Source organism: Nocardia sp. NPDC046763 (assembly GCF_040645495.1).
GTDB lineage: Bacteria > Actinomycetota > Actinomycetes > Mycobacteriales > Mycobacteriaceae > Nocardia.
Window position 1 is genome coordinate 89,266 of record NZ_JBEYYI010000004.1, and the last position, 17,162, is coordinate 106,427.

The 17,162-nt window shown below is 70.8% G+C and carries 7 protein-coding genes; 6 read left to right on the forward strand and 1 reads right to left on the reverse strand.

Annotated features, from left to right (window positions below):
* Positions 1-65 precede the first annotated feature (65 nt).
* Positions 66-1,361: a SidA/IucD/PvdA family monooxygenase gene (locus ABZ909_RS07945; RefSeq protein WP_356996966.1), complete on the forward strand. Its 1,296-nt coding sequence runs from the start codon at positions 66-68 to the stop codon at positions 1,359-1,361.
* Here ABZ909_RS07945 and ABZ909_RS07950 read toward each other — a convergent pair.
* Positions 1,316-1,972: a GNAT family N-acetyltransferase gene (locus ABZ909_RS07950; protein WP_356996967.1), complete on the reverse strand. Its 657-nt coding sequence runs from the start codon at positions 1,970-1,972 to the stop codon at positions 1,316-1,318. The genes ABZ909_RS07945 and ABZ909_RS07950 overlap by 46 nt on opposite strands.
* Positions 1,973-2,130: 158 nt before the next feature.
* On the opposite strand from ABZ909_RS07950, the gene ABZ909_RS07955 reads away from it, so the two are divergent.
* From ABZ909_RS07955 to ABZ909_RS07975, 5 genes are read left to right on the forward strand one after another with little or no spacing between them, the layout of a single operon-like run.
* Positions 2,131-2,886: an alpha/beta fold hydrolase gene (locus tag ABZ909_RS07955; RefSeq protein WP_356996968.1), complete on the forward strand. Its 756-nt coding sequence runs from the start codon at positions 2,131-2,133 to the stop codon at positions 2,884-2,886.
* Positions 2,883-4,199: a polyketide synthase gene (locus tag ABZ909_RS07960; protein ID WP_356996969.1), complete on the forward strand. Its 1,317-nt coding sequence runs from the start codon at positions 2,883-2,885 to the stop codon at positions 4,197-4,199. The genes ABZ909_RS07955 and ABZ909_RS07960 overlap by 4 nt, the downstream gene beginning before the upstream one ends.
* Positions 4,192-7,473, forward strand: coding sequence for an SDR family NAD(P)-dependent oxidoreductase (locus ABZ909_RS07965; protein WP_356996970.1), 3,282 nt, complete (start codon positions 4,192-4,194; stop codon positions 7,471-7,473). The genes ABZ909_RS07960 and ABZ909_RS07965 overlap by 8 nt, the downstream gene beginning before the upstream one ends.
* Positions 7,474-7,485: 12 nt before the next feature.
* On the forward strand, positions 7,486-12,543 hold the full coding sequence (locus tag ABZ909_RS07970) for an amino acid adenylation domain-containing protein (RefSeq protein ID WP_356996971.1): 5,058 nt from the start codon (positions 7,486-7,488) through the stop codon (positions 12,541-12,543).
* Positions 12,540-17,129 (forward strand): amino acid adenylation domain-containing protein, encoded by a 4,590-nt coding sequence (locus ABZ909_RS07975; protein WP_356996972.1) that lies wholly within the window; start codon positions 12,540-12,542, stop codon positions 17,127-17,129. The genes ABZ909_RS07970 and ABZ909_RS07975 overlap by 4 nt, the downstream gene beginning before the upstream one ends.
* The last annotated feature ends 33 nt before the right edge of the window (positions 17,130-17,162 follow it).

Here is a 17,162-nt window from a genome sequence, read left to right on the forward strand (position 1 = left end):
CAAACCTAAAGTGATTGGTGGGTTGTGCGAGGCAGGCAACAGTGAGCAACTGGGACGGAGAACCGGTGGAGACACTTCTGGTGGTCGGTGCGGGGCCGAAAGCCCTGGCGGTAGCGGCCAAGTCGCATGTGCTTCGGGAACTCGGTCTGCCCGCACCGCGGGTGACCGTGGTCGAGGCGCAGGCGGTCGGTGGCAACTGGCTACCCACCGGCGGCTGGACCGACGGCAGACACCGCCTGGGCACCAGCCCCGAGAAGGACGTCGGCTTCCCCTACCACTCGACCTGGGCGCGCGGCCACAACCGCGAGATCGACACGGCCATGCGGGCTTTCAGCTGGACGGCCTTCCTGGTCGAGCACGGCACCTACGCCGAGTGGATCGATCGCGGCCGGCCCAGCCCGCAGCATCACGTGTGGGCCAAATACCTGCAGTGGGTGGCCCGGCGCACCGACCTGGATCTGGTGCGGGGCGCGGTGACGGGCATCGCCGCCGCGGCCGACGGCTGGCTGGTGTCGGTCGCCGGCGCGGCCGGCCACGTGGACGAGATCGATTGCGACGCAGTCATGATCACCGGACCCGGCCGCAGCGACCGGGCCCTGGCCGAGCACCCGAAGGTGCTCAGCATCTCCGAATTCTGGGAGCTGGCGGGCCGCCGCGAACTGCCCCCGTCCTCGCGGGTGGCCGTGATCGGCGGCGGCGAGACCGCGGGGTCGGCGCTGGACGAATTGGTCCGCCACGAGATGCTCACCGTCTCGGTGATCTCGCCCAAGGCGACGCTGTACACGCGCGGTGAAAGCTATTTCGAGAACTCGCTCTACAGCGATCCGACCAAGTGGGCGGGCCTGGGCATGGCAGAGCGCCGTGATGTCATCCGGCGTACCGATCGCGGGGTGTTCTCGGTGCGGGTGCAGGAAAGCCTGTTGGGGGACAATCGGGTTCACCATCTGCAGGGCCGGGTGGTGAACCTCGCCGATCAGGACGACCGGGTCGCCCTCACCCTGCGCAACGACCTGCGCGCCGATCAGGTGCACACCTTCGATCTGGTGGTGGACGCCACCGGCGGCCAGCCGCTGTGGTTCCTGGATCTGTTCGATTCGGCCGCAACCGATCTGCTCGAACTGGCGGTCGGCGGCCCGTTGGAGCCCGCGCGCATCGAGGCGGCCATCGGCTTCGACCTGGCGGTGTCCGGTCTGGACGCCAAGCTGTACCTGCCGAATATGGCCGCCATGGCGCAGGGTCCGGGCTTCCCGAATCTCAGCTGCCTGGGCGAGCTTTCGGACCGGATCCTGCAACCGGCGGTGAATCCTGGTCCGCGTTACCGGATCTCGGGCAGGTCGGCCGTGCTGCGCGGCAGCGCGTAGAGCGAGATGCGCCGATCCGGCCGGATGTCGAAGTCGCCCAGGTGCTGCCAACCGATCTTCTCCAACGCTTTCCGCATGGGGGTGTTGCGATGATCGGGTTCGCACAGCAGCCGGCGGCATTCGGGTTCGGCCGCCAGGATCGCCTCCCCCAGCAGGCGCATCCAGCCCGACATGACGCCGCGGCCCAGCAGGGTCGTGTCCGCGGTGGCGATGTGGAAGCCCATGTCGCGGGCGTCGGCGTCGTAGAGGCGCGCGATCTCGTCCTTGGCGGGGCGGTACAACTCCACATAGGCCACCTCGCGGTGGCCCAGGTCTGGGCGGTCCAGGGCGGCGAAGTCGTATTCGAGAATGCAAGGGCGGGAGAAGGTTCCGGCCAGCTGCGTCTCGCAGTCGGCGCGGCGGCGATCGGCGTCCCAGGCCTGTTCCCAGGTCTCGAGCAGGTGCGGCCGGTGCATCCACTCGGTGATGGTCTCCGGATCGCGGGAGTCGACGTCGACCGGCCGCAGCGTGAACGGTGCGGCGAACTCGGGCAGCACCGGTGCGGGCGCGCGGCGGATGTGGTCGGGAAGGTCCGTGAGTTCGCGCGCGAGGACGTGGGTCGTCCGGTTCATCGCTGTGGCGCTCCGTTCGTCGGTTAGCTTGATCACCCTATCAAGTAAGGCTAGCCTATACTAAGTAGGTGGTGTTACGGTTGCCCGGACATTGCAAGGGGGACAAGCGGAACCGACGCCGAATGCGGTCGGGCAGTTGCGTAGGAGAGATGCGGGAAATGCCACGGGAACTCGGCTGGATCAGGCAATTTCAGGCTCCGAGCGCGGAATCCGCGCCACCGCTGCTGATCTTCCCGCACGCCGGTGCGGGCGCCTCCGCCTATCGGGTTTTCGCCAGGGCGCTGGCTGCCGAATTCGATGTCGTGGTGTTCCAGTACCCGGGCCGCCAGGACCGGGCGCGCGAGGCGGCCCTGGAAACGCTGTCCGAAATCGCGGCCGGGGCCTTCGCCGAATTCCGGGAATCCGCGCATGAAACCGGTGTTCCTCTCACGATTTTCGGGCACAGCATGGGCGCGGTGATCGCGTTCGAATTCGCCCGCCTGGCCGAGGCCGCGGGGCTGAACGTGCGACTGCTGATCGCGTCCTCGGCCGCCGCACCCGCCCGGATCGCCGCGCTGCCGGGGCATCCCACCGAGGACGAGGCCCTGCTCGACCACATGTCGGCGCTCAATGGCACCGGTGCGGAGGTGCTGGGCAGCCGCGACGTGCTGCGCCTGGCGCTGCCGGTCATGAAGGCCGACTACCGCGCCTTCGACGCGTATTCGTGCGCGGCCGACACTGCTGTGGCCGCGCCGATTCTGGTGCTGGGCGGCGACGAGGACGAATTCGTCGCACCGCGTGATCTGTACGCATGGGAGAGCCACGGCCACGGTGGAATTCGGGTCACCCTCTTCTCGGGCGGGCATTTCTATCTCAACGACCATGTCGACGGCATTGCCGAACTGCTGGCCGCGGAGAAGAGCGTCCTCGCATGAGCGTGCTGGATTTCGGCGATCCCATTGTGATCGTCGGCATGGGTATCGAGGCGCCCGGTGGCATCGACACGCTGCCGGAATTCTGGGCGGCCCTGGCGTCCGGACGGGAATTACTCGGCCCCTTTCCCCGTGATCGGGAATGGCCGCTGGCGGAATTGCTGACCCTGGACCGGCACGAGGGCTGGGGCGCGGTGCCGGACGCCGGCGGGTTCCTCACCGGCGCCACCGACTTCGATGCACTGTTCTTCGGCATCACCCCGCGCGAGGCCGTGGCCATGGATCCGCAGCAGCGGGTCGGCCTGCGGGTGGCCTGGCGGGCACTCGAGCAGGCCGGGATCAATCCCGGTGCGGTGGATGGTGATTCGGCCGGTTGCTGGATGGGCGCCTCGGTCATGGAGTACGGGCCGCGGGCAGCCTCGGTCAACGAGTACAGCGGGTACCGGGCCACCGGCGCCGCGCTGGGCGCGGTGGCCGGGCGGATCTCGCACGGGCTGGGCCTGATCGGGCCGTCGGTCACCGTCGACACCGCGTGCGCGTCCGCGCTCACCGCCGTGCATCAGGCGGCCGCCGCCATTCGAGCGGGGGAGTGCGAGTGGGCGTTGGCGGGCGGGGTGTGCGTTATGGGTTCGCCGGGCGCGTTCTACGAGTTCTCCAAGAACAATGCGCTGGCCGCCGACGGCCACTGCCGGTCCTATTCCGCCGACGCCACCGGCACGCTCTGGGGTGAGGGCGCGGGAGTCATTGTGCTGGAACGGGAGTCGCGTGCGCGTGCGCTCGGTCATCGGGTGTACGGGCGGCTGCTGGGTTCGCGGGTGAACCACAATGGCAAGGGCGCGCCGATCGCCGTGCCGAGTGCGGCGGCGCAGGAGCGGCTCATCCGCGACACCCTGGCCGTGTCCGGGATTTCCGCCGGACAGGTCGGGCTCGTCGAGGGCCACGGCACCGGCACTCCGGTGGGTGACCCGCTCGAATTGGCCGCGCTCGCAGCCACTTACGGTCTCCCGGGCACTTCCGGGCCGCGGTTGGGCTCGGTGAAGTCCAATGCCGGTCACGCGCAGGCCGCATCCGGGCTGCTGGGCCTGATCAAGGTGCTGCTGGCGGGAGTGCACGGGCAGATCCCGCCCACCCTGCACGCCGAGCGGCCGACCGCCGAAATCGATTGGGCCGAAACCACCCTGCGGCTCGCCACCGAACTCGAACCCTGGCCGGCCGCGGACGGCATGCGATACGCGGCCGTGTCCTCGTTCGGTGTCGCGGGCACGAATGCCCACGCCCTCGTGGGCCTGCCCGAGCTGGAGGAAAGCGATGTGTAGCCACTGGCTGCCCGATGGCAGCATCCCGGTCCTGCTCTCGTCCGACACCGCGGACGGCGTGCGCGCCGAGGCCGCGTGCATCCTGGCCTACCTGGAGCAGCGTCCCGCGGTCGCCCCGGATCGGTTGGCGGACATGCTGTTCCGCACCCGTGCGGCGCGCCGGTACCGGGCGCTGGCCATGGTCACCGGGCGTGCGGACCTGCTCGATGCCCTGCGCGCCGTCGCCGACGGGACCTCGCATCCCGCGGTGGTGCTGGGTGACGGTCCCGCCACCGCGCGCCGGATCGGCTTCGTGTTCCCCGGTCAGGGTAGTCAGCGTCCCGGTATGGGCGCGCTGTACTACAACCTGTCCGCGGACTACCGGGCCACCGTCGACGAGTGCGCGGCCCTGCACGCCGAGCGCTTCGGCCACGATCAGCCGCTGCACTATCTGCTCGGCACCGCGGGTGCGTACCAGGACACGGTGTGGGAGGTGCAGCCCGCCTTGATGTTCCACATGGCCGGTCTGGCCGCCATGTGGCAGGCCAAGGGTGTGCGCCCGGCCGCCACCATCGGCCACAGCCAGGGAGAGCTGGCCGCGGGCGCGGTCTCGCGGGTCATGTCGGTGCGCGACGCGGTGCTGGTGGTGACCCACCGCGCGCGCCTGGTGGAGCGCCTCTCGCCGCGTGGCTACGCCATGGCCGTGCTGGCCATGAACCGCGAGGACTGTGAGGCGCTGCTGGCCCGCCACTCGGGCTGGGCCGAGCTGTCGGTGGTGAACGCTCCGCACATCATGGCCATCTCCGGCGACCGCGACACCATCGCCGACATGGTCGCCGCCGCCACCGAACGCGGCCACTTCGCCCGCGAGATCGGCGTCGCCTACCCTGCGCACACCTCGATCGTGGCGGAACTGCGCGCCGAATTCGAAGGCTTCCTCGGCGGCGAGCTGAGCGATCCGACCTTCACCGATACCGAGATCCCTTGCTACGGTGCGACTCTCGGTGCACGAATCACCGCAGGCATGATCCAGGAACAGTACTGGTACTGGAACCTGCGCAACCGGGTCCGCTTCGACCGCGCCGTGGTCGCCGCCGCCACCGACGGCATCGACACCCTCATCGAGGTCGCCGAACACCCGGTCCTGCAATTGGCCCTCCAGGAAAACCTCTCCCTGGTCCCGGGCGACCCGTCCCGCGGCCCCCGTGATTTCAAGGTCCTCGGCACCTCACTACGGACCGCCACCTCCCTGCGCGAATTCACCCGCAACCTGGCCACTATCGCCGTCCAGGACCTCGCCTACGACTGGACCGCCCTGCGCACCGACGCGCCCTCGGCCCTCCCACTGCGCGACTTCCCCCACATGGTCATGAACCCCAGACGCCTGTGGGCCAACCCGGGCTACGCCCCCGAAGCCGTGCACCCACCGACCCCGGCCGTCCCCAAACCCCTACGCCTGTTGGAGAAGTGGATCCCCTGGGATCGTCGCTCCCTGACCCCGCCCCGCCGCCTGGCCTTCGTCGATCCGACCGGCCGTTGCGCGGGACAGGTGTCCGCCCTGCTCGCCGCCGCAGACCGATACGGCGCCACCGCGCTCACGATCTCCACACCAAAGTCGTTGGTCGACAGGGTTTCCGGTCGATTCGATGTGGGCGCGGTCCTCGACCTGGCCGAAATGGCCGCTGTAGTCGCCGAGAACGGCGGGCCGGATGTCACGGACGGCACGCTCAGCGAGATTCTCGCCGCCCAAGCCACCACGGTGCTGTCGGCGGAGTCCTTCGACAGCGCCGTGATCCTGTGGCCCGCACTGCCACCGGGCGGGAGCGCCGATGCCATAGCTGAGCTGAGCGAATTCTTCGCCGGGCGAGCGTGGTTGCCCGGTCTGTCCGGCCTACGGCCGGGTGGTGAGGTCTGGCTGGTGACGGTCGGGGGTGAGGTGGTGGTGCCGGAGGATGCGGTGCCGCAGTTGTTCCACGGTGCCGTGGCGTCCGGGTTCCGGTGTGTCGGGGTGGAGAAGCCCGGGGTGTTGCTCCGGCATCTGGATCTTGCGGCCGATGCCGGGGCGGGGGAAGCGAATCGGGTTGTCGCGGCGCTGCATACGGCGGGTGAGCCGGAGGTGGCGCTGCGTGGGGGGAAGGTGTTCGTCAAGCGGTTGGTCGCGGACGAGTCGGTGCCGGGGGAGGCCGCTGAGCTCGATCATGTGCTGATCGTGGGTGGTACCGGCAAGCTCGGGCTGTCGTTCGCCGGACACTTCGCGCGGCAGGGCGCGGGGCGGATCACGCTGGTGAGCCGGTCCGGCGAATCTGGTTCGGCTGCCGCGGAAGTGGCGCGACTGCGGGCGCTCGGTGATACCGAGATCGTGGTCACGGCCTGTGATGTCGGCGATGCCGACGCTGTTGCGCGCCTAGCGGCAGGGCTGGGGGAGCCGGTGAGCCTGCTCGTCCATGCGGCGGTCAACTATGTGGACGCCGGGATCGAGGAGATCACCGCCGAGATGGTCGCCACCGCTGCGGCGTCGAAGGTGCTGGGCCTGGAGGCGGTGCTCGACGCGGTGCGGTTGCGTCCGAATGGCCGGGTGCTGCTGTGCTCGTCCACGGCCGCGACACTCGGTGGGCGCGGGCAGATTCTGTATGCCGTCACCAACCGGATGCTGGATATTCTCGCCCGCCGCCTGCGCGAGCGCGGGATCGATTGCTCCGCACTGGAGTGGGGCCTGTGGAGTGTCGCGGGACCGCTCGATGCGGCCGGTATGGCGCGGGTCGAGGGCGCCGGGGTGTACCCCATGAATCCGGCCGACGCCATCGCCGCGGGATTCACCGGGCAGCCGACCGACGCGATGGTGATCTCCGCCGACTGGCCGTTTCTGCGCGATGTCATGGGAGCCTTCGGCCAGGCTGCGGTGCTGTCGGAGGTGCCTGAGCCGGAGACGATCACGCCGCTGCCATCCCACATCGCGGACGCGGCGGCTGTTGATGGGAGCGCGAATCAGGCTGCCGCAGATCAGCATCCGGCACGGCGTGCCGTCGCTCGCCAGCCGGCGGCATTCGCACCGGACCGCCCGCTGGCGGACCAGGTGCTCGCCGAACTCGAGCGGGTCATGGGCATCGACTCCGGCGACACCATCGACCGCTCCACGCCGCTGGTCGCACTGGGCCTGGATTCTTTGCAGGCCTTGGACTTCCGCAAGCGGGTCCAGGCGTCGCTCGACCGGGAGCTGCCGGTCGCGGCGATCCTGGGCGGCGCATCGCTGGACGATGTCGTGCTGCTGATGGCAGCGAACACCAACCAGGGCTAGGGGCCAGATTTCATGTCAGACACCGATGCCACCGTGTCCGTGGCCGGATCCTCCGTCGCCGACCGCCGCCGGGAACTGCTGCGGCGCAGGCTCACCGAGCAGGGCCTGGCCGCCGCCACCGCCGCACCGGTGCGCCGCACCCGGGCCGGCGAGCGGCGTCCGCTGTCGGCCGGGCAGCGCCGCATGTGGTTCCTGCAGACGCGCGACCCCGAGGACACCACACTGAATATCTGTGTGGCGTACCGGCTCACCGGCGCGCTCGACGAGCGGCGTCTGCGGGCCGCGGTGGCGGCGGTGTTCGCCCGGCACGACGTACTGCGCACTACCTTCGGTGTGGACGCGGACGGCGAGCCGTTCCAGGTGTTCGCCGGCGACATCACGCTGCCGTGGCAATCGCACGATCTGACCGACCTGGCCGAGTCCGCCCGCCCGGTGCGGGTGGAGGTGCTGGCCCGCCGGGAATTCGGCCGCCCCTTCGACCTCGCCACCGAGCTTCCCCTGCGAATCACGCTGGTGCGTACCGGAACAGCGGAGTGGGTGCTGCTGCTGGCCGCGCACCACAGCTGCTGGGACGATGACGCCTGGGGCGTATTCTTCGCCGACCTCAATGCCGCCTACAACGGAGCCCGGACCGCCGCCCCGGCCGCGCAGTTCGTCGATCTCGAGGTCCTGGACGCCCCGGCCGAGGACGAGGCGGACATCGCCTACTGGCGGAACACCCTGCGCCCCTTGCCGGAACCCCTCGAACTCCCCGGCTCGGCCGTGGTCGCGCCGTCGAAGCGCGCCGACCGCTGCTCCATCGCGCTGCCCGCCGATCTCCTGAACCGGGTGGACGTCTTCGCCCGCGAGCATGCGGCCAGCCCGTTCATGGTGCTGCTCGCCGGCTACGCCGCCCTGATCCAGCGCTACACCGCCGCCGACGATTTCCTGGTCGCCATTCCGGTCACCAATCGCCGATCGGCGGCCGCCGAACAGTTGATCGGCTACTTCGGCAACACCCTGCTGCTGCGCGAAACCTTCGACCGCGCCGAGACTTTCACCGGCCTGGTCGCGGCCACCAGGCGCGCCTGCCTGGACGCCTTCGCCCATCGGGCCGTCGGCATCGACCGCGTGGTGTGCGAGGTGAACCCGGAGCGTGTCGCTGGACGGGACGGCATGGATCAGCTGGTGCGCCTGGGTTTCAGCGTCCGCAGGGGCGCCGACGGTTTCGCGCTCGACGGCGTCACCTCGACCCAGCTGGACGAACTGGGCGCCCCCACCGCGCAGGTCCCGCTGGCCGTCGCGGTCGTGACCGAGAGCGCACACGGCGCGGTGCTCGAGGCCGAGTACCAGGTGGACGTGCTGCCGCGGCCGCTGGTGCAGCGCATGCTGGAACACTATGTGCGGCTGCTGGATCGGGCGCTGAGCACCCCTGGCGGCCGGCTCGCCGACCTCGACATGCTGGGCGGGGACGACCGCCTCGCCATCCTGGAACAGTCGCGCGGCGCGGACGTGCCGGCCGACCCGGCCACCATGGTCGAGCTGTTCGAGGCCAGTACCGCCGCCGGCCCCGGCGCCCTGGCCCTGGTGTCCGACGACATCGAACTCACCTACGCCGACCTGAACCGCCGCGCGAACCGCCTGGCGCACTGGCTGATTCGCGAGGGCATCGGCAGCGAGGACATCGTCGCCCTGCGCATGGGCAACTCGGTCGAGTTCATCGTGGCCGTCTACGGCGTGCTCAAGGCGGGCGCGGCCTACCTGCCCATCGACCCGGCCTACCCGGACGACCGCATCAACTACCTGATCGCCGACGCGGGCCCGCGGCTGGTGCTGGGCCGCGTCGAACTCGACGCCGCCGAGGAGGCCGCCGCCGGCCTGCCGGACACCGATCCCGCCGACGCCGACCGCGTCCGCCCGCTGCTCCCGGCGAACCTGGCCTACGTCATCTACACCTCGGGTTCGACCGGCGAGCCCAAGGGCGTCCCGGTCTCGCACGCCGCCATCGCCGAGCACGTGGTGAGCTTCACCGCCGAATGGGGCATGACCGCCGACGACCGGCTGCTGCAATCGTCCTCGGTGAGCTTCGACGCCTCCCTGCTGGACATCTTCGTCACCCTGGCGCTGGGCGCGCGGCTGATCGTGCCGAAACCCGATGCCTTCCGCGACATCCGTTATGTCGCCGATCTGATCACCCGCCGCGGCGTGACCGTGCTGCACATGGTGCCGTCCATGCTCGGCACCTTCCTGCTGCTGCCGGAGGTGAGCGAATGGCGTGCGCTGCGCCATGTCCCGGTGGGCGGGGAGGCGCTGCCGGGCGAGGTGGCCGACCGGTTCGCCACCGTCTTCGACGCCGAACTGCGCAATCACTACGGGCCGACCGAGGCCGTGGTGTGCGCCACCCATCAGCCGGTGGCGGGACCGCAGGGCACCGGGATCGTGCCCATCGGCGTACCCAATCAGAACGTGCACGCCTACGTGCTCGACGAGGCCCTGCAGCTGGTGCCCGCCGGGGTGGTCGGCGAGATCTACCTGGGCGGTGCGCAATTGGCGCGCGGTTACCTCGGCCGGGCCGCGCTCACCGCGAGCCGCTTCGTCGCCGACCCGTTCACCACCGGCGCGCGGCTCTACCGCACCGGAGACCTGGCCCGCCGCAACGAGTTCGGGGAACTGGACTTCGTCGGTCGCGCCGACGAGCAGGTCAAGGTGCGCGGCTTCCGCATCGAACTCGGCGAGGTGGAATCGGCGCTGACCGTACACCCGAGCGTCGGGCACTGCGTGGTGATCGTGGCCGAGGATCCGGCCGTGGGCGCACAGCTCGCCGCCTACCTGGTGCCGGCGGCCGGTGCGACGGTCGAGGTCGACCAGGTGCGCGCCCACGTCGCCGCCGCGCTCCCGGAGTACCTGGTGCCCAGCGCTTTCGCCGTCATCGACGAGATTCCGCTGACCGTCAACGGCAAGCTGGACAGGCGGGCGCTCCCCGCGCCGACGCCCGCGATCGAGCGGGTGCACCGCGCGCCCGCCACCGCCACCGAACGCCGACTGTGCGCGATCTACACCCAGCTGTTCGGGATTCCGACGGTGGGCGCGGACGATTCGTTCTTCGAGCTGGGCGGGCATTCACTGCTGGCCGCGCGCCTGGTCGCGCAGATCCGCGCCGAATTCGGTGTGGAGCTGGATGTGCGGATCGTGTTCGACACCCCGACCCCGGCCGGGCTGGCCGCCGGTCTGGTCGCGCGGTTCCGCGACGAGTTCGGCATCGACCTGGATGCCATGGACGACGACGTGGAGACGGCCGAGACCGCCGTCACCGCATCGGCTTCCGGGCGTCCGGCCGTCACCGCGCGCCCGCGTCCGGACCGACTGCCGCTGTCCTACTCGCAGCTGGCCATGTGGTTCCAGTACCGCATGGAGGGCCCGAGCGCGGTCGGCAATCTGCCCTTCGCCGTCCGGTTCGACGGCGGCATCGATATCGCCGCGCTGCGGGCGGCGCTCGCCGATGTGGTGGCGCGGCACGAGGCGTTGCGCACCGGTTTCGATGAGCAGGACGGCGTTCCGTACCAGGTGGTGCGAGCCGCCGAGGAGGTCGAGCTCGAGATCACCGGCATCGCTGCCGACCGGTTGGCGGCCGAGCTCGCCGAGATCGGCCGCTACCCTTTCACGGTCGAAGCCGAGCCGCTGCTGCGGGCGCGCCTGCTGGTCCTCGACCCGGGCACGCACGTGCTGTCGCTGCTGGTGCACCACATCGTGGCCGACCACGCGTCGCTGGGCATCCTGCTCGCGGACCTGGTCGCCGCCTACCGTGCGCGGGTCGAGGGGCGGTCGCCACAGTGGACCCCGCTTGCCGTGCAGTACCCGGATTACGTGCTGTGGCAGCACGATGCGTTCGCCGCCGGCGCGGATGGCCTGCCCGGCGACTACGGCCGGGCGCAGCTGGACTTCTGGCGCGCCGCCCTCGCCGGAGTGCCGGACCAGATCGATGTCGCTCCCGACCGGCCGCGGCCCGCGGTTCTCGGCAAGCGCGGCGAGGTCGCCACCTTCGCGGCGCCCGCCGCCCTGCGCTCCGGACTGGCCGCGCTCGCCGAAGCCTGCGGCGCAACGGAATTCATGGTGTACGAGGCGGCCGTCGCGACCCTGCTGCACAAGCTGGGCGGCGGCACGGACATCACCCTGGGCACGCCGGTGGCCTGCCGCGTCGACGACGCGATCGCACCGCTGATCGGCCTGTTCGCCAATATGGCGGTGCTACGCAACGATCTGTCCGGCACCCCGACCCTGCGCGACACCGTGCTGCGCGGCCGCGATATGGCCCTGGATGCGCAAGCGCACCAGGAACTTCCGATCGAACGCCTGGTGGAGGCGCTCAACCCGCCACGCTCACGCTCCCGGAACCCGCTGTTCCAGAGCATGCTGCACTTCCGCGGCGCGGACTGGGCGCCGACCACCCTGGCCGTGGCGGGCACCACCACCGCCACCGTGCTGCCGGTCGACTTCGACGTCTCCTTCCTGGACCTCAATGTCTCCGTGAACGTCACCGGCGACGGCGGCCTGGCCGTGCGGGTGGTCGCCAATGCCGACCTGTACGACCCGGAGACCGTGCAGCACATCGCGACCGCGCTGGCCACCACCCTGGAGGCGTACGCCACCGCGCCCGACCGCACCGTCGTCGAGCTCGAGGTGCTGCCCGTCGACCGGCTGGAGCGGCTGCTCGCCCCGCCAGCGCCCGCCGCGGCGACCCGCGCCGCCGCCATCGGCGACCACGCCCGCACCGAACGCGCGCTCATCGAACTACTCGAAGAGCTGCTGGACATCAGCGGGGTCGAGGCCGACGACAACTTCTTCGCCCTCGGCGGCGACAGCGTCATCTCCATCCAGTGGTCGGCCCGCGCCACCGCGCTCGGCCTGCCGCTCAGCCCGCAGCTGGTATTCGAGCACCTCACTATCGCCGAACTCGCCGCCGCGGTCGACGCCGCCGAACCCGCTGCCGCGCAAGCGGAGTCGAACCCACCGGAGGAATCCGCCCCCATGAGCGCCTCCGGCCTCGACGCCGCCGCCCTCGCCGCCCTCACCTCGTCCTGGCAGGCCCGATGACCACCACCGGAAACCGCACCGCGCCACCGCAGATCGAGGACGTGCTGGCACTGAGCCCGCTGCAGGAGGGGCTGTTCTCGCTGTCGCGCCTCAGCGGCGACGGCCTCGACCTGTACACCATGCAGTTCGTGGTGGACATCGACGGACCGCTGGACACCGAGCTGCTGCGGCGCAGCGCCCAGGCCATGCTGGACCGGCATCCCAACCTGCGCGCGGCCTTCTGGGACGAGAACGTGCCGCGGCCGGTGCAGATCGTGCCCGCCCAGGCCCTACTGCCCTGGACCGAAAAGCAGGCGCGGCCGGCGGAATTCGACACCATCGCCGCGGCCGAACGACACGCGCCGTTCGACCTGAGCCGCGGCCCGGCCTTGCGCATCCTGCTGCTCACCGTGCCGGACACCGGCAGCCGGCGCATGATCCTCACCGCCCACCACATCCTGATGGACGGCTGGGCGGTGGCGGTGTTCTTCACCGAACTGCTCGCCGTCTACCGGTCCGGCGGATCCGTTGCGGCACTGCCGAAACCGCGTCCCTACCGCGACTACATCGCGTGGCTGGGCGCCCAGGACACCGCCGCCGTCACCCGGCGCTGGGTCGACTACCTCGCGGGGGTGAGCGGTCCGCTCATGCTGGCGGACGGCGCGCCGGTCGGCTCGAACACCGTGCCGGAGAAGACCCGCCTGCTGTTGTCCGCTGCCGACACCGACCGGGTCCGTACCTGGGCCGGTGCGCACGGGCTGACCCTCAACACCGCCGTGCAGTTCGCCTGGACGGTGCTGCTCGGGCGGCTCACCGATCGCCGCGACATCGTGTACGGCACCACCATCTCCGGTCGGCCCGACCAGCTTCCGGGCGTGGAGGGCATGGTCGGGTTGTTCGTCAACACCGTGCCCGTCGCCCACCAACTGGACTCCGGCACCTCGATCGCCGACCAGTGCGCCCGCCTGCAGCGCGAGTGCGCCGCCATGCGGGACATCGGCTTCCTGAGCCTCTCGGCGGTGCAGCGCGCCGCGGGGCACGGCACCCTCTTCGACACGCTGTTCGTCTTCGAGAACGCCCCCATCGACGACGCCATCCGCACCGTCACCGCCCCCGACGGCGCCCGCTTCCGTCCGATCGAGATGGAAAGCCTCGCGCACTACCCGCTCACGGTGGTCGCGCACATGAGCGGCGACGAGCTGCTGATCCAGCTCGAGGTGATGCCCGCCGCATTGCCGTACTTCCCGGCCGCAGAGCTGGGCGAGCGGCTGCTCGCGCTGCTGCGGCAACTACCGGAAACCGGCACGGCCACAACCGATTCGCTCAGCGTGCTCACCGCGTCCGAGCAGGAGATGTCCGCGGCGCCGATCAGCCCCTTCCCACCCGCCGCGATGGCAGCAGGTTCCACGACCGCAGTCGCCGGCGCCGCCTCGGCCTGGGAATTGTTCGAGCGACAGGTGGCCGCCGCGCCGGAAGCCGTTGCACTCCAGGACAGCTCCGGCTCGCGGTACACCTACCGCGCCCTGCATGACGCGGCCGTCCGGCTCGGCGCCGAGTTCGCCGCACAGGGTGTCGTGCCGGAAACTGTTGTAGCGCTGGTGCTTCCGCGCACGGTGCGATCGATTGTCGGGGTGCTGGCGGCCCTTGCCGCAGGCGGAGCCTACGTACCGGTGGATATCACGCTGCCCGCCGCACGCATCGAGTCGATTCTCCGGCAGGCGCGGCCGACGCTGGTGGTCGCCGACGACACCACCCGCGACCTGCTCGAAACCGCCGGTTCTCCGCAGTCCGGCGCAGGTGTCGTAGCCGTCGGCAAGCAGTGGGTGCCGCTGCTGCTCCTCGGCGATTCCCTTGTCGCCGAACATCCCTCGGCCGTCCCTGTCGCACTCCCGCGCGTCGTCCGCCACCCGGACCAGCTCGCGTACCTCATCTTCACTTCCGGCTCGACGGGCGAACCCAAGGGCGTCGCCGGGACCAACGCCGCGCTCATGGCGTACTTCGCCGACCACCGCGACCGGGTCTATCGGCCCGCCACGGCCCGCCTGGGCCGGCCACTGCGCATCGCGCACGCCTGGTCGCTGAGCTTCGACGCCTCCTGGCAGCCCATGGTGGGCCTGCTCGCCGGGCAGACGATCCACCTGTTCGACGCCACCGAAATGCGTGACGCGCAGCGCTTGTGCGCGGGCATGATCGCCCACGACATCGACTTGATCGACACCACCCCGTCGATGTTCGCGCAGCTCAACGCCGCCGGACTGGTGGACCGCGAGCTGCCCGTGCTGGCGTTGGGCGGTGAGGCCATCGACGCCGCGCTGTGGGCACGGCTGCGCGCGCTGGCCCCGTCCGAAGGCCGGTCCGGCACCGCGGTCTACAACTGCTACGGACCCACCGAGGCCACCGTCGAGGCCGTGGTGGCCCCGGTCGCGGACTTCGACACCCCGACCATAGGCACGCCGAACGCCGGAATGTCCGGCTATGTCCTGGATTCCAGGCTGCGCCCGGTACCCGGCGGCGTCGTAGGCGAGCTGTACCTGTCCGGGCCGCAGCTGGCCCGAGGTTATATCGGCCGTGCCGCAACCACATCCGACCGTTTCGTCGCCGACCCCTTCCGGCCCGGCCGCCGCATGTACCGCACCGGTGATCTGGTTCGCCGCCTGCCCCACGGCGGCTTCGGCTACCTGGGCCGCGCCGACGCGCAGGTGAAGGTGCGCGGCTACCGCATCGAGATCGGCGAGATCGAGACCGCCCTGCGGCGACTGCCCGGCGTGGACACCGCCGCCGTCACGGTGGTACGCCGCGCGGGCGGGGCGAGCCTGGTCGGTTTCGCCGTGGGGAAGCGGGGCGAGCCCGTCGACCCCGCGCGCGCCCGCGCCGCGCTCGCGGAACGCCTGCCCGCCTACATGATTCCGGCCCGCGTGCTCGTCCTGCCGCGGCTGCCGGTGAACGCCAACGGCAAACTCGACGGCCCCGAGCTGACGCGGCTCGCCGAAGCGGCCCTCGCCGATACCGGATCGGGCGCCGCGCCCGGCACCGCCACCGAGCAGGAACTCGCCGAGGTCCTCGCCGAACTCTTCGACGGCCACACTCCCGGCGTCGACGACGACTTCTTCGCCCTCGGCGTGGACAGCATCGTCGCCATCTCCCTGGTCAACAAGGCCCGCCGCCGCGGCCTCACCCTCACCCCGCGCATGGTCCTGGCCACCCCGACCCTGCGCGAACTCGCCGCCGCCCTCGACGCCGCGGACTCGACCAACCCCGAGCGGGTTGCGGATCACGGTGCGGTGCAGCCGCTTCCGGTCGTCTCGTGGATGAACGAGTACGGCAATTACCGCCGTTTCACCCAGACCGCGCTGCTCCGGCTGCCCGAGGGCATCGACCGCGACACCGTCGAGGCATCGCTGCAGGCCGTCCTCGACGGCTACGACACTCTGCGCGCACGCCTCGTCGACACCGACGACGGCCCGCGGCTGGTCACCGCCGCGCCGGGCACCGTCCGCGCGGCCGACATCCTCACGCACACAGCCGATCCCGCCGACGCCGCCGCCGTCCACGCCGCGGCCCGGACGGTGATGGACCAGATCGACCCGCGTACCGGCGATATGGTGCGGGCCGTCTGGTTCTCCGGCATCGAGCGCGGCAATGTCCTGCTGCTCACCATCCACCACCTGGCGGTGGACGTGGTCTCCTGGCACCTGCTCATCGCCGCCCTGAACGAGGGTGCCGCCCTGCCCGAATCCACCTCGTACCGCGAATTCTCGCGCCGCATGGCGGAGCGGGCTGGGTCCGCGGAAGTCTGCGCGCAGCACGACTATTGGCGCAACCAGCTCGCTGCACCCGATCCCGCCATCGGCCGCCGCATGCCGTATCCGCACACCGACACCTGGTCCTCTCTGCGCGTCGCCACCGCGCTGACCCCGGTCGAGGTCACCGCCCGCCTGCTCGCCGCGCTCACCCGCGACGAGGGTGTGCGCGAACTGCTCCTCACCGCCCTCACCATCACCCTGGCGAGCTGGCGGCGCGAACGCGCCCAGGATCCCGCCCACGGCGCCCTCCTCGCCCTGGAGGGCCACGGCCGCGCCGACGACCTGCTCGGCACCGACACCAGCAACACCCTCGGCTGGTTCACCACCGTGTTCCCGATCCGCCTCGGCGCGGGCGAGACCGTAGATGCCGGACGGGCGGAACAGGATCCGGCCGTGGCCCGTGCCCTCCTGGAGTCGGTGACCGCGCACCTGTCCGCCATCCCCAACCAGGGCCTGGACTACGGCCTGCTCCGCTACACCACCCGCGTCCCGGAGCTGGCCACCGCGCGGCACCCCCAGATCGAGTTCAACTACCTCGGCCGAGTCGACCTCAGCGGCCACGACACCCGATCCTGGTCCCTGCTCACCGGCCCGCTCAACGAGGCACTGCCCCTGGACCCGGAACCCGACCTACCCCTGCGCTACGCACTGGATGTCATCGCGGGCATCGGCTCGGCCCCGGAGGGCCCGCAGCTCACCACCAATTGGCGCTGGAGCGAAACCCTGTTCACGGAATCGGAAGCCCATCGTCTGACCGAACTCTGGCAGCGCAGCCTGGCAGCCCTGGCAGTCGCCTTGTCCTGACCACCAGGCGGTAAGGGCCGTCCGCCGCGGGAG